This window comes from Nonomuraea sp. NPDC003804, assembly GCF_040610675.1.
GTDB lineage: Bacteria > Actinomycetota > Actinomycetes > Streptosporangiales > Streptosporangiaceae > Nonomuraea.
The window spans coordinates 26,388-39,516 of the sequence record NZ_JBEXMT010000037.1 but is presented as its reverse complement, the minus strand read 5'-3'; the positions used below and the strand labels follow the sequence as shown (position 1 = coordinate 39,516).

At 71.5% G+C, this 13,129-nt stretch carries 14 protein-coding genes and 1 riboswitch; of the genes, 6 read left to right on the top strand and 8 right to left on the bottom strand.

Features of this window, described 5'->3' with window-relative positions; all coding sequences use genetic code 11:
- Window positions 1–6 precede the first annotated feature (6 nt).
- Both ABZX22_RS37760 and ABZX22_RS37755 read left to right on the top strand, forming a co-directional pair.
- Complete coding sequence (locus ABZX22_RS37760; RefSeq protein ID WP_354919404.1) at window positions 7–1,284, top strand: NYN domain-containing protein; 1,278 nt, start codon at window positions 7–9, stop codon at window positions 1,282–1,284.
- Between the two features lie 101 nt (window positions 1,285–1,385).
- A complete protein-coding gene (locus ABZX22_RS37755) occupies window positions 1,386–2,342 on the top strand; it encodes an NlpC/P60 family protein (protein WP_354919401.1) in 957 nt (318 codons plus the stop codon).
- Here ABZX22_RS37755 and ABZX22_RS37750 read toward each other — a convergent pair.
- Window positions 2,306–3,235 carry a LysR family transcriptional regulator gene (locus tag ABZX22_RS37750; RefSeq protein ID WP_354919398.1) on the bottom strand — a complete coding sequence of 310 codons (930 nt, stop codon included), beginning with the start codon at window positions 3,233–3,235 and terminating at the stop codon, window positions 2,306–2,308. The genes ABZX22_RS37755 and ABZX22_RS37750 overlap by 37 nt on opposite strands.
- Before the next feature lie 340 nt (window positions 3,236–3,575).
- Window positions 3,576–3,718, top strand: a riboswitch (cyclic di-AMP (ydaO/yuaA leader).
- Window positions 3,719–3,791: 73 nt separating this feature from the next.
- On the opposite strand from ABZX22_RS37750, the gene ABZX22_RS37745 reads away from it, so the two are divergent.
- From ABZX22_RS37745 to ABZX22_RS37730, 4 genes are all read left to right on the top strand, one after another.
- Window positions 3,792–4,367, top strand: a complete 576-nt coding sequence (locus ABZX22_RS37745; protein WP_354919395.1) for a C40 family peptidase — start codon at window positions 3,792–3,794, stop codon at window positions 4,365–4,367.
- Window positions 4,368–4,446: 79 nt separating this feature from the next.
- Window positions 4,447–5,262: a hypothetical protein gene (locus ABZX22_RS37740; RefSeq protein WP_354919392.1), complete on the top strand. Its 816-nt coding sequence runs from the start codon at window positions 4,447–4,449 to the stop codon at window positions 5,260–5,262.
- On the top strand, window positions 5,259–6,482 hold the full coding sequence (locus tag ABZX22_RS37735) for a M48 family metallopeptidase (RefSeq protein WP_354919390.1): 1,224 nt from the start codon (window positions 5,259–5,261) through the stop codon (window positions 6,480–6,482). The genes ABZX22_RS37740 and ABZX22_RS37735 overlap by 4 nt, the downstream gene beginning before the upstream one ends.
- Window positions 6,483–6,585: 103 nt before the next feature.
- Window positions 6,586–7,674 carry a glycosyltransferase family 4 protein gene (locus tag ABZX22_RS37730; protein WP_354919388.1) on the top strand — a complete coding sequence of 363 codons (1,089 nt, stop codon included), beginning with the start codon at window positions 6,586–6,588 and terminating at the stop codon, window positions 7,672–7,674.
- Between the two features lie 32 nt (window positions 7,675–7,706).
- Here the strand turns inward: ABZX22_RS37730 and ABZX22_RS37725 are convergent, their stop codons facing one another.
- From ABZX22_RS37725 to ABZX22_RS37695, 7 genes are all read right to left on the bottom strand, one after another.
- Window positions 7,707–7,910, bottom strand: a complete 204-nt coding sequence (locus tag ABZX22_RS37725) for a hypothetical protein (protein WP_354919385.1) — start codon at window positions 7,908–7,910, stop codon at window positions 7,707–7,709.
- Window positions 7,911–8,027: 117 nt separating this feature from the next.
- Window positions 8,028–8,822, bottom strand: a complete 795-nt coding sequence (locus ABZX22_RS37720; protein WP_354919383.1) for a DUF4097 family beta strand repeat-containing protein — start codon at window positions 8,820–8,822, stop codon at window positions 8,028–8,030.
- 35 nt (window positions 8,823–8,857) lie between these two features.
- A complete protein-coding gene (locus tag ABZX22_RS37715; RefSeq protein ID WP_354919380.1) occupies window positions 8,858–9,457 on the bottom strand; it encodes a toxin-antitoxin system HicB family antitoxin in 600 nt (199 codons plus the stop codon).
- A 47-nt stretch (window positions 9,458–9,504) separates the two neighbouring features.
- Window positions 9,505–9,924: an NAD-dependent epimerase/dehydratase family protein gene (locus ABZX22_RS37710; protein ID WP_354919377.1), complete on the bottom strand. Its 420-nt coding sequence runs from the start codon at window positions 9,922–9,924 to the stop codon at window positions 9,505–9,507.
- A gap of 72 nt (window positions 9,925–9,996) precedes the next feature.
- Entirely contained in the window at window positions 9,997–10,911 is a 915-nt protein-coding gene (locus ABZX22_RS37705) for a carbohydrate ABC transporter permease (RefSeq protein ID WP_354919374.1), read from the bottom strand.
- On the bottom strand, window positions 10,908–11,774 hold the full coding sequence (locus ABZX22_RS37700; RefSeq protein WP_354919371.1) for a sugar ABC transporter permease: 867 nt from the start codon (window positions 11,772–11,774) through the stop codon (window positions 10,908–10,910). The genes ABZX22_RS37705 and ABZX22_RS37700 overlap by 4 nt, the downstream gene beginning before the upstream one ends.
- Window positions 11,774–13,063 (bottom strand): ABC transporter substrate-binding protein, encoded by a 1,290-nt coding sequence (locus ABZX22_RS37695; RefSeq protein ID WP_354919369.1) that lies wholly within the window; start codon window positions 13,061–13,063, stop codon window positions 11,774–11,776. Before ABZX22_RS37695 ends, ABZX22_RS37700 begins: the two co-directional genes overlap by 1 nt.
- Window positions 13,064–13,129: the final 66 nt, after the last annotated feature.

Below are 13,129 nucleotides of genomic sequence, written 5' to 3'. Positions count from 1 at the left end.
GAGCAGGTGAGGCTCAACGTGGTGGACCTGGCGGCCCAGCTGCTCGGCGCCATGCCGCCCACGTCCGTGCCGGCGCCGCTGCGCGGCATCGCGAAGTTCGACCCCCGTAAACGCGCCAAGCTGGGCGGCGCGCCCATCGCCGCCCAGCTGGAGAACGACAAGACCTTCCGCGAGGCCGTCGCCGAGTCGATCGAGAAGGGCTGGCCCGAGCTGGTCGCCTCGCTGGCCGAGGGTCACGTGCCGCCCGCCGCCGACCCCGTGCTGGTCGCGGCCGCCGCGTACCTGACCAGGCCGCCTGGCTGGGCGGACATGGTGGAGATGGCCAGGGCCGACCTGGAGCAGTCGGCCGTCGCCGCCGAGGGATCGGCGCAGGAGGCGACCGTCACCCGGCTGCGCGAGCAGCTGGCCACCCAGAAGACCGCCGCCAAGGAGGAGTCCGAACGGCTGCGCGAGCAGCTCAAGGCGGCCAGGGCCGAGAACTCCGACCTGCGCCGCAAGCTCCACGACGCCAGGGAGCGGCTCAAGACCGCCGAGCAGCGGGCCGCCGAGCTGGCCCAGACCGCCGAGGATGCCAGGGTGGCGGCGTCCACGGCCGGCAGCGCGGGGGAGGCCGAGCTCCGGCGGACGCGCGAGCGCCTGGTCGACGTCGAGCGGCAGCTCGAGGCCTCGCGCAGGGCGGCCCGTGAGGGCCGCAGCATCGAGGACACCAGGATCAGGGTGCTGCTGGACGCGCTCCAGGACGCCTCCGCCGGGCTGCGCAGGGAGCTCGCCCTGCCCACGACGATCAGCAGGCCCGCCGACTCGGTCGCGGCCGTCGCCCCCGGCGCGCCCACTGTGCGGGGAGTGCCCGCCAGGGCGCTGGCCGACGACGACCCGCAGCTGCTCGACCAGTTGCTCGCACTGCCCCAGGTGCACCTGATCATCGACGGCTACAACGTCACCAAGACCGGGTACGGCACGCTCACCCTCGCCGACCAGCGCAACCGGCTGATGACGGGCCTCGGCGGCCTGGTCGCGCAGACCAGGGTCGAGGTCACGGTCGTCTTCGACGGCGCGGAGCTCAACGCGCCCGTGCAGGTCGTCGCGCCGCGCGGGGTCCGGGTGATGTTCAGCGCGCCCGGCGAGATCGCCGACGATCTGATCCGCCAGCTGGTGCGGGCCGAACCGCAGGGCAGGGCGATCGCGGTGGTCTCCTCCGACCGCGAGGTGGCCGAGTCGGTGCGCAGGATGGGGGCGCGCCCCGTGCAGTCGGCGCTGCTCCTGCGCCGTCTTGGCCGAGCCTAGGTCACAAATTGACTGACTTTTTGAGCTGCTAGGCACCGCTTCTGTACTATTTCGCCCCAGGCGTGATCACTGGGAGGCGTGTCGTCGTGAGGTTTGGCCGGGTGCCGGTGGCTGTGGGTCTCGCGCTCGGAGCGCTTTTCCTGCCTTTGGACGGCGCGCTCGCCGATCCCCGCCCCTCGATCTCGCAGGCCAAGGCCAAGCTCGAGAAGCTCAACGACAAGGCCGACAAGGTCGTCGACAGGTACAACACGGCCACCGAGAAGTACAAGAAGGCCAAGAAGACCTACGACGGGCTCAACACCAGGTACAAGAGCAAGCTGGCCAGGGTGGCGGGCCTGCGTGCCGAGGTCGTCGGCATGGCGGTCAACGCCTACCAGGGCGTCGACGCCACCACCTGGTCCTCGCTGATGGGTGACGCCGACCCCACGGCGACCCTCGGCAGCATGGCGCTGATGGGCCAGATGACGGCCGAGCGGGCGCAGACCCTCGCCGCCTTCGACGAGGAGAACCGGCAGCTCAAGGCCGACAAGGAGGAGGCGCAGGGCGCGCTCACCGAGGCCGACAAGCTGCGCGACGACGTCAAGTCGGAGCGGGACAAGATCCTCGAGCTGGTCGAGCAGCAGGAGAAGCTGCTGCGCAGGCTCGGCGCCTACCGGGTGGGCAACCCCAACAGCACCGGCCTCAAGTACACCGGCTCGGCCTCCGGCAACGCCGCCGCCGTGCTGAGCTTCGCCTACGCGCAGATCGGCAAGCCGTACCAGTACGGCGGGACGGGCCCGGGCGGCTGGGACTGCTCGGGACTGACCCAGGCCTCGTGGCGGGCCGCCGGCGTGTCGCTGCCGCGCACCACCTGGGAGCAGTGGGCCTGGGGTGCCAAGCGCAGGGTCTCCCTCGACAAGCTGCAGCCCGGCGACCTCGTCTTCAGCTCAGGGCTCGGGCACGTGAGCATCTACGCCGGCGGCGGCAAGATCGTGCACGCCCCCCAGACGGGTGACGTGGTGAAGGTCGCCAGCCTGTCCTCCTACGGCGGGCGGCTGGTCGGCGCCATCCGGCCGTAGGTCTCGCTCATCTCGCGCAGCACCCGCAGGTAGGCGCTCACCGCGGACGGGCGGCCCGGCGCCGGCAGGACGGCGGCGCTGATCCGCCTGGCGGGCAGTCGCGGCGCGGGCTCGACCAGCCGGATGCCGGAGTGAACGGCCATGCCCGCGATCGACGGGTGGAGCATCACGCCCACGCCCGCCGCCACCAGGCCCTGGCGGCCGTTCCAGTCGTCGCACAGGTGGGCGATCCTCGGCGCGCGTCCCATCGCGGCCCGCAGCTGCGCGACGGGGGCCAGGCCGTCGGGGTGCGTGCCGTCGATCCAGGGCTCGGCGGCTAGGTCGGCCAGCCGTACCCGCTCTCCGGCCGCCAGCGGATGCCCGGCCGGCAGGGCGACCAGCAGCTCGTCGTCGAACAGGTCGAGCACCTCCAGCCCCGGGTCGGGGACGGGGCCCCACGAGGTCAGCAGGGCGACGTCGGCGGCGCCCTCCGCCAGGTCGGCGGTGACGGGGAACGCGACGTCAGGGCCGCCGACCTTGAGGGAGAGCTCGACACCCGGGTGGTCGGCGGCGAAGCGGCGGAAGCTCTCGGGCACGAACCTGGTGGCCGCGCTCGGGAAGGCGGTGACCCTGACCCGGCCGATGTCCGCCGAGGCGAAGGCGCGCAGCCTGGTCTCGAACAGGCTCATGCCGTCGAGCACGGCCATGGCCTGCTCGATCGCCGCCCGGCCCGCCTCCGTCGGCTGGACGCCCCTCGGGCGGCGGTGGAAGAGCGTGACGCCGGTGTGGCGTTCGAGCATGGCGATCTGCCGCGAGACGGCGGGCTGGGTCATGGAGAGCACCTCGGCCGCTCCGGAGAACGAGCCGCGCCGTCCGACCTCCACCAGGACGCGTAGCGACCACCCATCAAGCATGCGCCGAGTGTATGTCGCAGGTATTAAGGCTTAATTCTCCTTATACCGGGAGTGTGAGGAAAGTAACGGATGTGATCTGACAGGTCGCCACAGAAGCAAGTGTGAGCAGGGTCACATTCGCATAACGAAACCCGCCACAGAGCAGCGACTCCTCTTCTGACAAGAACCAGTCGGTGATCTTGACAGCTTTGCCCGGCCTTTGCCTGGCCTTGGGGCGCCAGGTACGTTCTCGCATCGCGGCGACCAAGCCATGGCGCCGGAACCGCCCACCGGCCTCCCAGCGGCCGGTGCACGCATAAAGATCCGCTGGTCGCCGCGCCGTAACCCCAGACAGGCGTGCGCGGTCGACCCGCCGAGTCCGTGCGGCATGGAGCACGGAGCCGGGGACCCACGTTCCTGGGGTGAATCCGGCCTGCGGGCCGGAAGGGCGACTTCCCCGCCCGAACCCGTCAGCTAACCCGGTAGGCATTGGTGGAAGTCCCAAGGAGACATTCTGTCTACCCCCTCTAGCACAACCCGTCTGTCCTGCCTTGCCCTCAGCGGCGTCGTGGTGGCGATGGGAGGGATCGTCCTCCACGCACCCGCGGCGCAGGCGACGGTGACCCCGGTGACAGCGGCCCCCGCGACAGCGCTCCCCGCGACCACCACCCTGGTGACCCCGGTGACCACCACCCTGGCGACGACGACGACCGTGAAGACGGCGCCGGCCGTACAGGCGGGCGCGGCGTCGACGGCTGCGGCGACGCGGCAGGCCAAGGCGGCTCGACAGCGGCTGAAGGCGGCCAGGGCCGTCGCCACCGCCAAGAAGCAGATCGGCGACCCCTACCGCTTCGGAGGCACAGGACCCGGCGCCTTCGACTGCTCGGGACTGGTCCAGTACTCCTGGGCCAAGGCCGGCATCAAGATCCCCCGCGTCACGTACAGCCAGTACGCGCGCATCAAGAAGAAGGTCAGGTGGAACGATCTCAAGCCCGGTGACCTGATGTTCTTCCGCGGGAAGGGCCACGTCGGCATGTACGTCGGCAAGGGCCGGATGGTCCACTCGCCGAGCACGGGCAAGACCGTGCGGATCGAGAAGCTCGGCGGCTGGCGCAAGGCGTCCTTCGCCGGCGCGGTCCGCCCCGGCGCGTAGCCCCCGGCCGCCGGAGGCCCGAAGCCCCGTCCATCCCCCTCGGACGGGGCTTCGGCCTGTCCGGGCTAGCATCACAGCCGTGGTGACCCGCAGAACCCTGCTGGCGGCCGCGCTGGCCGGACCGGCGATCTGCACGGTGGCCGGGTCCGCGGGACGCCGCCTGCCGCCCGAGGCCCGCGCGCTCGGCGAGTCAGGCGTCGTCGTCGCCTACGGCGCGCGCTCGCTCGTCGTCGGGCACCACACCGCCGCCGCCCTCCTGCGCGACCTGGCCGCGCGGGCCGACGCGGCGGCCCTCACCGTCTCGGCGGTCCTGCGGCGCGCCGTACGGCCACGGGTCGTGGTGCCCAGGACCACCGCGGAGGCGGCCGCCCTCGCGGGCGCGGGCCCCGTCGACGGGCTGGCCGCGCTGGCCTCGGCGGGACAGGTGATCGTCCTGCCCGGCGCCTTCGCGCGCCTCACACCCGTGGGCCGCGACGTCGTCCTCACCCACGAGCTGACCCACGTGGCCGCCGGAACGGAAGGGCGGCCCGTGTGGCTGCGGGAAGGGTTCGCCGACTACGTCGGCTACCTGCGCTCGGGACTCGCGACGCGGGTGGCGGCCGCGGAACTGGCGGCCGAGGCGCGCGCGGGACGGCTGCCCGGCGCGCTGCCGGCCGACGCCGCCTTCGCGCCGGGCTCGCCCCGGCTCGCGCAGGTCTACCAGGAGTCATGGCTGGCCTGCCGCCTGATCGCCGCCAGGTACGGCGAGCGGGCGCTGGCCGACCTCTACCAGCGGGCCGCCGGAATGCGGCTCGGCCAGGCGCTCGAGCCGCTGGGCCTGTCGGTCCGCGCGCTCGTCGCGCACTGGCGGGAGTATGTCCGCAACGAGCTGACAGGCGCGGAGGGAGACGGATGAGGCGGCTGGACCGGCAGGCGGGCATCGCGTTGACGGTGCTCGGGGTGGCCATCCTGGTGGTCGTGGTGCTCACCACGCCGTGGGACGTCATGGCGGGGGCGCCCACGGTGCCGCCCGACCCCGCACAGGACTTCACCTCCGCCCAGATCGCCCGCTCCCGCGCCTTCGACGCGGCCACGAGCGTGCCCTCCTACCTGTCGCTCGGCCTGACCGTCGTGTTCGCCGGCCTGCTCGTGGCCACGCCCCTCGGCGCGCGGCTGCTGCGCGGGCTGAAGGGACCGTGGTGGCTGCGGGTCGTCCTCGGCGTCGTCGTGCTGACCGCCGTCGTCGAGGTGCTGCGCTGGCCGCTGGGCATGTGGTTCGAGACCGAGCTGCGCGCCTTCGGGCTGTCCACCCAGAACTGGTGGAGCTGGACGGGCGACCGGCTCAAGTCCATCGGTGTGCGCGTCGCGCTGCTGTCGGTCATGGTGCTCGCGATCGTCGGCCTGGCCAGGCGCTTCAGGCGGTGGTGGGTGCCCGTGGCGGCCGGCGCGTTCGTGCTGACGGTGGGCGCCTCCTTCGTCTACCCCGTCGTGTTCGAGCCGATCTTCAACGACTTCGCCCCGATGCCCGCGGGAGAGCTGCGCACCGAGCTGCTCGACCTGGCCAGGCGCGCCGACGTGCCGGTCGAGGACGTGCTCGTCGCCGACGCCTCCCGCCGGACCACCGCGCTCAACGCCTACGTGTCCGGGTTCGGCGCCACGCGCAGGATCGTCGTCTACGACACGCTGCTGGAGGCGCCGGACAAGGAGGTGGAGCTGATCATCGCGCACGAGCTCGGACACGCCACGTACGACGACGTGCTCCACGGCACGCTCGTGGGCGGGCTCGGCGCGGCCTTCGGGGCGGTGCTGCTGTTCTGCGTGGCCCCGCTGTGGCGCCGGCCGTTGTCGGACCCGCTGGCGGTGGGGGCCGTCATGGGGTTCCTGTCGCTGGCGACGGTGTTGTCGGGGCCCGCGCAGAACCTCGTCAGCCGCCACGTCGAGGCGAGGGCCGACCTGCACGCGCTGGACCTGACCCGGGACCCGCGGACGTTCATCGCGATGCAAAAACGGCTTGCTGTTACCAATATTTCGGACTTGTCGCCTGATGCTGTGGAATATGTGCTCTATGCCTCGCATCCGACCGCGCCGCAGCGCATCTCCATGGCCCGCTCATGGGAGCTCATGAACGCCCCGTGAGCAGGGCGCTTCCCATGACCCCCGCCCCTGCCGCGCCCCGGCCCCGACCCGCCTCCCGGCGGACGCGCCGTGCCGGCCGGCCGGACGTGGGCGGGGTGGCGGCGTGACCAGGGTGCTCATCGTCACCAACGACTTCCCGCCCAGGCCGGGCGGTATCCAGTCGTTCGTCCACGGGCTGGCCCTGCGCACCCCCTCCGTGATCGTCCACGCCTCGCGGTGGCGCGGCTGGGAGGAGTTCGACGGGCGCCAGCCGTACCCGGTCGTCCGGCATCCCACCTCCCTCATGCTGCCCACGGCCGCGGTGGCGCGCGCGGCGGCCAGGCTGGTGACCGCGCACGGCGTCGACACCGTCGTCTTCGGCGCGGCCGCCCCGCTCGGCCTCCTCGCCCCCCGCCTGCGCGCCGCGGGAGCGCGCAGGATCGTCATGCTCACCCACGGGCACGAGTCCTCGCCGCTGTTCCGCCCCCTCATGCGGCGGATCGGCGCCCACGCGGACGTGGTCACCTACCTCGGGTCCTACACCCACGCCCGGCTCGTCGGGGTGGTGCCCGCCGCCAAGCTCGTCCGGCTCACGCCGGGCGTCGACCCGGCACTCTTCCACCCGTCGGTGGAGGCGGCGGCGCTGCGCCGGTCACTCGGGCTCGACGGCAGGCCCGTCGCGGTCTGCGTGTCCAGGCTCGTGCCGCGCAAGGGACAGGACACGCTGATCACGGCATGGCCGCTGGTGCTGCGGGCGGTCCCGTCGGCGGTGCTGCTCGTCGTGGGCGGCGGGCCGTACCACCGGCGGCTGGCCCGCATGGCGGCACCCCTCGGCGGGTCGGTACGGTTCACCGGCGTCGTGCCCCCCGCCGAGCTGCCCTCGTACTACGCGGTGGGCGACGTGTTCGCCATGCCGTGCAGGACCCGGCTGGGCGGGATCGACGTCGAGGGGCTGGGGATCGTGTTCCTCGAGGCGTCGGCGACCGGCCTGCCGGTGGTGGCGGGCGCCTCCGGCGGAGCCCCCGACGCCGTACGGCACGGCGAGACGGGGTTGGTGGTGGACGGCAGGTCGGTGGAGGAGGTGGCGGGCGCGCTGATCGACCTGCTGGGCGATCCCGGAAGGGCGCGCAAGATGGGGGAGCGGGGCAGGGAGTGGGTGTCGGGCGAGTGGGACTGGGAGCACGTCGCCGCCCGTTTCCACACCCTCCTGTGACACGGGTCTGTGGCGTGTGCCCCGGGCGGAGGTCAGGCCGAGGGGGCGGGATGGGCGCCGGTCGGGCGGGACGGGTCGATGGCGTCGGCCAGGTGGTGCAGGCCGAGCGCCAGCGCGTGACGCAGCCCGCCGTCCCGGCCGGCCCGCCACGGTCGTAAGGCGGCCAGGCGCTCCGCCGCGGCGACGCGGTCCCGGTGCGCCGACCGGGTGTACAGGTAGCTCAGCTGGTCGTTCATCGCGCGTCCTCCGTTTCGGTGCCGCCGTCCGGGCCTGGCCGGTCGATCCGGCTGTTCATCGTGCGTCCTCCGTTTCGGTGCCGCGGTCCGGGGGCGCCGGCCGGTCGATCCGGTCGTTCATCGCGACCCCGTGGCCCTGACGATCGCGATGTCGCCGCTCAGCGTGCGTGCCCGCACCTCGACCTTGTCGACACTCTCGGCGGGCTGCTCCGACTGCCGCAGCTCGGACCGGACGCGCCCGGACAGCGACGACACCTCGAGCCAGGCGGCCGACCCCTCGGCGATCGCGATCCTGATGTCACCCGAGGCGCTCTCGGCGCCGACCCTGCCGCGCGCGACGCTTTCCACGACCAGGTCGCCGGAGGCCGAGCGGCTGCCGACGCCGCCGCCCGCGTGGCCGATGACGGTGTCACCGGAGGCGGTGACGACGGAGATCCCGCCGCCGACCGTGCCGAGCCGCACGTTGCCTGAGGTGGCATCGACGATCGCGTCGCTTTCGATGACGTCACATCTGACGTCGCCGGAGGCGCTTTTGACGCCGAGTTCGACCGCGTGTGCCACCGTGACGTCACCCGAGGCGCAGTCGACAGCCACTTCTCGCAGTTCGCCCGTGGCGATGACGTCGGCGGAGGCGGTCGTGGCGCGCAGGTCGGAGCGTGAGGGCAGCGCGATGGAGACGTGGAGTGCGGGCGCCCTCCTGAACCGCTGCCGGTCGGGGGCCTTGACGGTGATCACCCCGTCGGCGTGCTCGACGACGACGTCCTGCGCGTACTCGATGTCGGTGGGGCTGCCGGGGTCGGCCGGCCGTACCTCGACGTGGGTGTCGTCGCGGTCGCTCGCGCTGATCCTGATCTGGCCGGCCGGGATGTCGACGTGGGCGGTGACGGGCTCGGGTGTGGAGAAGACGGGCATGACGGAACTCCAAACGTGTGAGAGAAGGACGGCGGTCAGCTCACCCAGCCGCTGATGCGGCGGCCGATCGTGGGGGGCGGCGTGCCGGGCGCGGGCTCCGTGACGGCGCCGGACAGCGCCCTGACCAGCCAGGCGTTGACCGAGACGCCCGAGGCGGCGGCGGCCCGTTCGATGCGGGCCTTCAGCGCCTCCGGCAGCCGGAGCGTCATCCGGGCGGTGCCCTGGTCGGCCTCGCCGGGCGGCGTCGGCGGCTCGGGCGCCTCCGGCGGGAACCCTGCGGCGGCCGGGAAGGGCGGCTGCGGAGGAGCTCCCAGGAAGGGCGGCAGCGGGGCAGCCCCCGGGGCGGGCGGGAAGGGCGGCTGCGGAGCGGCGGGCGTGCCCGCGTGCCAGGCGGGCGGCACGGTGACCACGAACTCCGGCTGCCTGCCGCGGATGCGCACGTCGACGACGCCGGGCTCGATCTCCCGCGTCAGCTCGTCGGCGGCCTCGGAGAGCACCTCGATGAGCGTGAGCCGCAGAGAAGAGTCGAGCAGCCCGGTGAGCCGGTCGGCCATCGCCCGCGCCTCTGGCCCCGCGGCGTCGGCCGCGTCGCCGAACTCGCGGCGCAGGTTCTCGATGTAGTGCGTAAGATCCATGACGTCATCATGGCATCATCATGACGTCAACACAAGAGGGGGTGACGTCAGTGGGTGTGGCCCTCCTCGTCGAGGTAGTCGCGCCACGACCGCTTCGGCCTCCAGCCGAGCAGCCTGACCGCCTTCTCGCACGAGATCGCCGAGGCGTCCACCCGGTCGTGCGGGCGCACCTCGACCGCGTCGCCGTACAGCCGGGCGGCGCAGCGGCGCACCGCGGCGTCCATGAGCTGCTCGCCGAAGTGCTTGGCCAGCGCGTAGGGGTCCTGCGGCCGGGCGGGATGCTCCTCGTCGACGGGGACGTAGTCGGGCAGGAAGGGCCGGTCGGGGAAGAAGAAGCCCGGCACGGCGGCGCGCTCGTGGACGGGGCGGGTGAGGTCGATCGCCGTCACCTCGTGTCCGGCCGCCTGCAGGGCGCGCACGGTGGCGCGCCCCACCTTGCCGTGGGCTCCTGTGACTGCGACGCGCACGTGGTTCCTTTCGTACGGCCCGGCCGGGCGGGCGGCGCGCCTCCCCCTGGGAAAGACCGGGGAGGAGGCGCGTCAGCCCTTCGTGGAGCCGAGCGTGAGACCGGAGATGAACTGCTTGTGCGCCAGCTGGAAGACGATCAGCGTCGGCAGCGCCACCAGCAGCGACCCGGCCGCCAGCAGGTTGTAGTCGGTGAAGAACTGCCCGCGCAGGTTGTTCAGCGCCGACGTCACCGGCAGCTTGTCGCCCGACGACATCAGCACCAGCGCCCACAGGAAGTCGTTGTACATCCACGTGAACTCCAGCGTGGCCAGCGCCGCCAGCGCGGGACGGCACAACGGCAACGTCAGCTGCCAGTAGCGCCGCCACACGCTCGCCCCGTCCACCAGCGCCGCCTCGGAGATCTCCTCGGGGATCGTCCGCATGAAGTTGGCCAGCACGAACACGCAGAAACCGAACTGGAAGGCCACGTGGACGAGGATCAGCCCGAGGTAGGAGTCGTACAGCGACAGCGAGTCCGACAGCCACCACGGCAGCGGGACCAGCGTGTACAGCGTGTACAGCGGTGTGATCAGTACCTGCGGCGGCAGCAGGTTGCCCGCCGTGAACACCACCAGCAGCACCTTGCGCCCCGGGATGCGCAGCCGGGCGATCACGAAGGCCGCGAAGGAGGCCAGCAGCAGGGTGAGGATCACGCCGGGCACGACGACGATCAGCGTGTTGAGGTAGTACTTGGGCAGCTCGGCCTGGGCCCAGGCCTGGGTGTAGTAGTCGAGGGTGAGCGTGCGGGGCAGCGAGAAGTAACCCAGCTCGGCCGTCTCCTCGTACGGCCGCAGCGAGGCGTAGACGGCCAGCAGCAGCGGCAGCAGCCAGCCCAGCGACACGACCACGAGGAAGGCGTGCAGCACCACGCGCGACGGCCGGAAGGGGCGTTTGGCCGGCGGCCGGGCCGGCTGGACGGCGGTGGGGCGGGAGGCGGTCAGTGTCACCTGCGGTCCTCCTTGAACATCTGCGTCAGGTAGGTGACGATGAACCCCATCGAGATCACCAGCAGGATCACCGCGATCGCCGAGCCGAACCCGATCCTGCTCGCCTCGCCCACGATGTTCTCGGTGACCAGCACCGACAGCAGTTCGAGCCCGTTCCTGCCCTTGTTGATGGCGTAGACGATGTCGAAGGCGCGCAGCGCCTCGATGACCGTGATCACCAGCACGATGATGTTGATCGGCCGCAGGGTGGGGAAGACCACGCGGAAGAACGACTGCGCCTCGTTGGCCCCGTCGATCGCCGCGGCCTCCTTCAGCGCGGGGTCGACCGCCTTCAGCCCGGCCAGGTAGATGATCATCACGTAGCCGACGTGCCGCCAGGCGGCGGCCACCATGACGACCCAGATGTTGATGTCGCTGTCGCCGAGCCAGTCGGTGGTGAGCCCGGTCACCGCGTTCAGCACGCCGTAGTCGGAGGAGTAGACGAGCTGGGCGATGAAGCCGACGACGGCGAGGGACAGGACGACGGGCAGGTAGAGCGCGCTCTGGTAGGCCCGTGACAGCCGCAGCCGCCGGTCGAGCAGCACCGCGCAGAACAGCCCGAAGGGGGTGGCGACCAGGCCGAGGAAGGCCAGCCACAGCACGTTGTTGCGGACCGCGGACCAGAACGGCGGGTACTCGCCCGCCAGGTCTCCGTAGTTGCGCGTCCCGATCCAGCGCAGCTCGGAGATGCCGTTCCAGTCGGTGCCCGACAGCGCGATCGAGGCCAGCGTGGGTCCCCAGATGAGAGCCACGTTGACCAGGACGGCCGTCCCGAGCCCCAGGCTCAGGACAGCGAGGTCCCTGGGGGAGTATCGGCGGGTCATCAACGGAAGATGTTGAGCTTCTGCGCCTCGATGTCCTTCAGCAAGGAGTCGATGTCGTCGGGTTTGCCGACGAACCGCTGCAGCGCCGGGATCATCACGGTCGAGGCGAAGTCGGGCCGGGTGTCGCGGTCGAGGAACTGGGCGATGTGCTTGGCCTGCGAGACCAGCTCGGCACCCCGTTTCTGCAGCGCGCTGTAGCCGCCGGTGTCGGCCTTGGAGCTGGCCGCCAGTGTGCCGGGGTCGAGCTTGGTGGCCGCGTTCTGCGAGGTGGCCTGCGCGAAGTGCTTGAGCAGCGTCTTGGCGCCGTCCACGTTCTTGGCCTTGGCCGAGATCATGTAGCCGTCGATCGGCGCGTCGATGGAGTCGGTGCCGAACTGCGGGTTGATCTCGGGGAAGGTGAAGAAGTCGATGTCGTCGCGGTCGGCCTCGGGGAACTGCTGGGCGACGAACATGCCCAGCAGATACATGCCGGTCTTCTTCTGGGCGAGCGACTGCCCGGCCTCCTGCCAGGTACGGCCCAGCGCCGCGGGCTGGTGGAACTCCATCAGGCCCCGCCAGGTGTCGAAGACCTGCCTGACCTTCGGGTCGGTCCACGTCTCCTTGCCGGCCATCAGGGAGATGTGGAAGTCGTAGCCGTTGGTCCGCATGTTGAGGATGTCGAAGGTGCCCATCGCGGGCCAGCCGTCCTTGTCGGCGAAGGCGATGGGGATGAGCCCGTCGGCCTTCATCTTCCTGGCCAGCGCGGTTAACTCGTCCAGCGTCTTGGGCGGCTGGTAGCCCTTCTCCTCCCACAGGCTCTTGCGGTAGAAGACCGCCCATGGGTAGTAGGTGAACGGGACGAAGTACTGCTTGCCGTCCGAGCCCGTCGAGGCCGCCTTGAAGGCGGGGGTGTAGTCGGCGCCGATCTCCTGCCACACGTCGGAGATGTCGGTGGCCAGCCCCTGCTCGGCGAAGAACTGCATGCGGTAGCCCGCGAACCAGGTGAACACGTCGTCGGGCGTGCCCTTGAGGTAACGGTTGATGTTCTCCTGGAAGGTGTTGTGGTCGACCGTGTTGATTCTGACGTCGGCCTGCGTGAAGGCCTTGATCACGGTTTCCAGTGACTTCTTGGGGATTTCGTCGGAGGCGTTGGAGCCGATGGTGACGGTGCCGCGCGCCGCCGAACCGCTCGCGCCGGGGGCGCGCTGATCGCTGGGGTTCCCGCCGCATCCCGCGAGGATCGCGGGGACTCCGAAGGCCGCTGCGCCGAGCAGCAGGTTCCGGCGGGTGATCGGCAGACGTTGGGTCATGGTGAGTTCCTCCTTGGCCGACCCTCAGATTCCCCCGATATTCCGCAAATTCCCACAGAATCAGCA

Bases quoted from the DNA above. Each gene is read 5' to 3' on its own strand.
- ABZX22_RS37725 (WP_354919385.1), bottom strand. From the start codon at position 7,910: ATGAACGACCAGCTGAGCTACCTGTACACCCGGTCGGCGCACCGGGAC.
- ABZX22_RS37735 (WP_354919390.1), top strand. From the start codon at position 5,259: ATGAGGCGGCTGGACCGGCAGGCGGGCATCGCGTTGACGGTGCTCGGG.
- ABZX22_RS37695 (WP_354919369.1), bottom strand. From the start codon at position 13,063: ATGACCCAACGTCTGCCGATCACCCGCCGGAACCTGCTGCTCGGCGCA.
- ABZX22_RS37720 (WP_354919383.1), bottom strand. From the start codon at position 8,822: ATGCCCGTCTTCTCCACACCCGAGCCCGTCACCGCCCACGTCGACATC.
- ABZX22_RS37700 (WP_354919371.1), bottom strand. From the start codon at position 11,774: ATGACCCGCCGATACTCCCCCAGGGACCTCGCTGTCCTGAGCCTGGGG.
- ABZX22_RS37750 (WP_354919398.1), bottom strand. From the start codon at position 3,235: ATGCTTGATGGGTGGTCGCTACGCGTCCTGGTGGAGGTCGGACGGCGC.
- ABZX22_RS37745 (WP_354919395.1), top strand. From the start codon at position 3,792: ATGGGAGGGATCGTCCTCCACGCACCCGCGGCGCAGGCGACGGTGACC.
- ABZX22_RS37715 (WP_354919380.1), bottom strand. From the start codon at position 9,457: ATGGATCTTACGCACTACATCGAGAACCTGCGCCGCGAGTTCGGCGAC.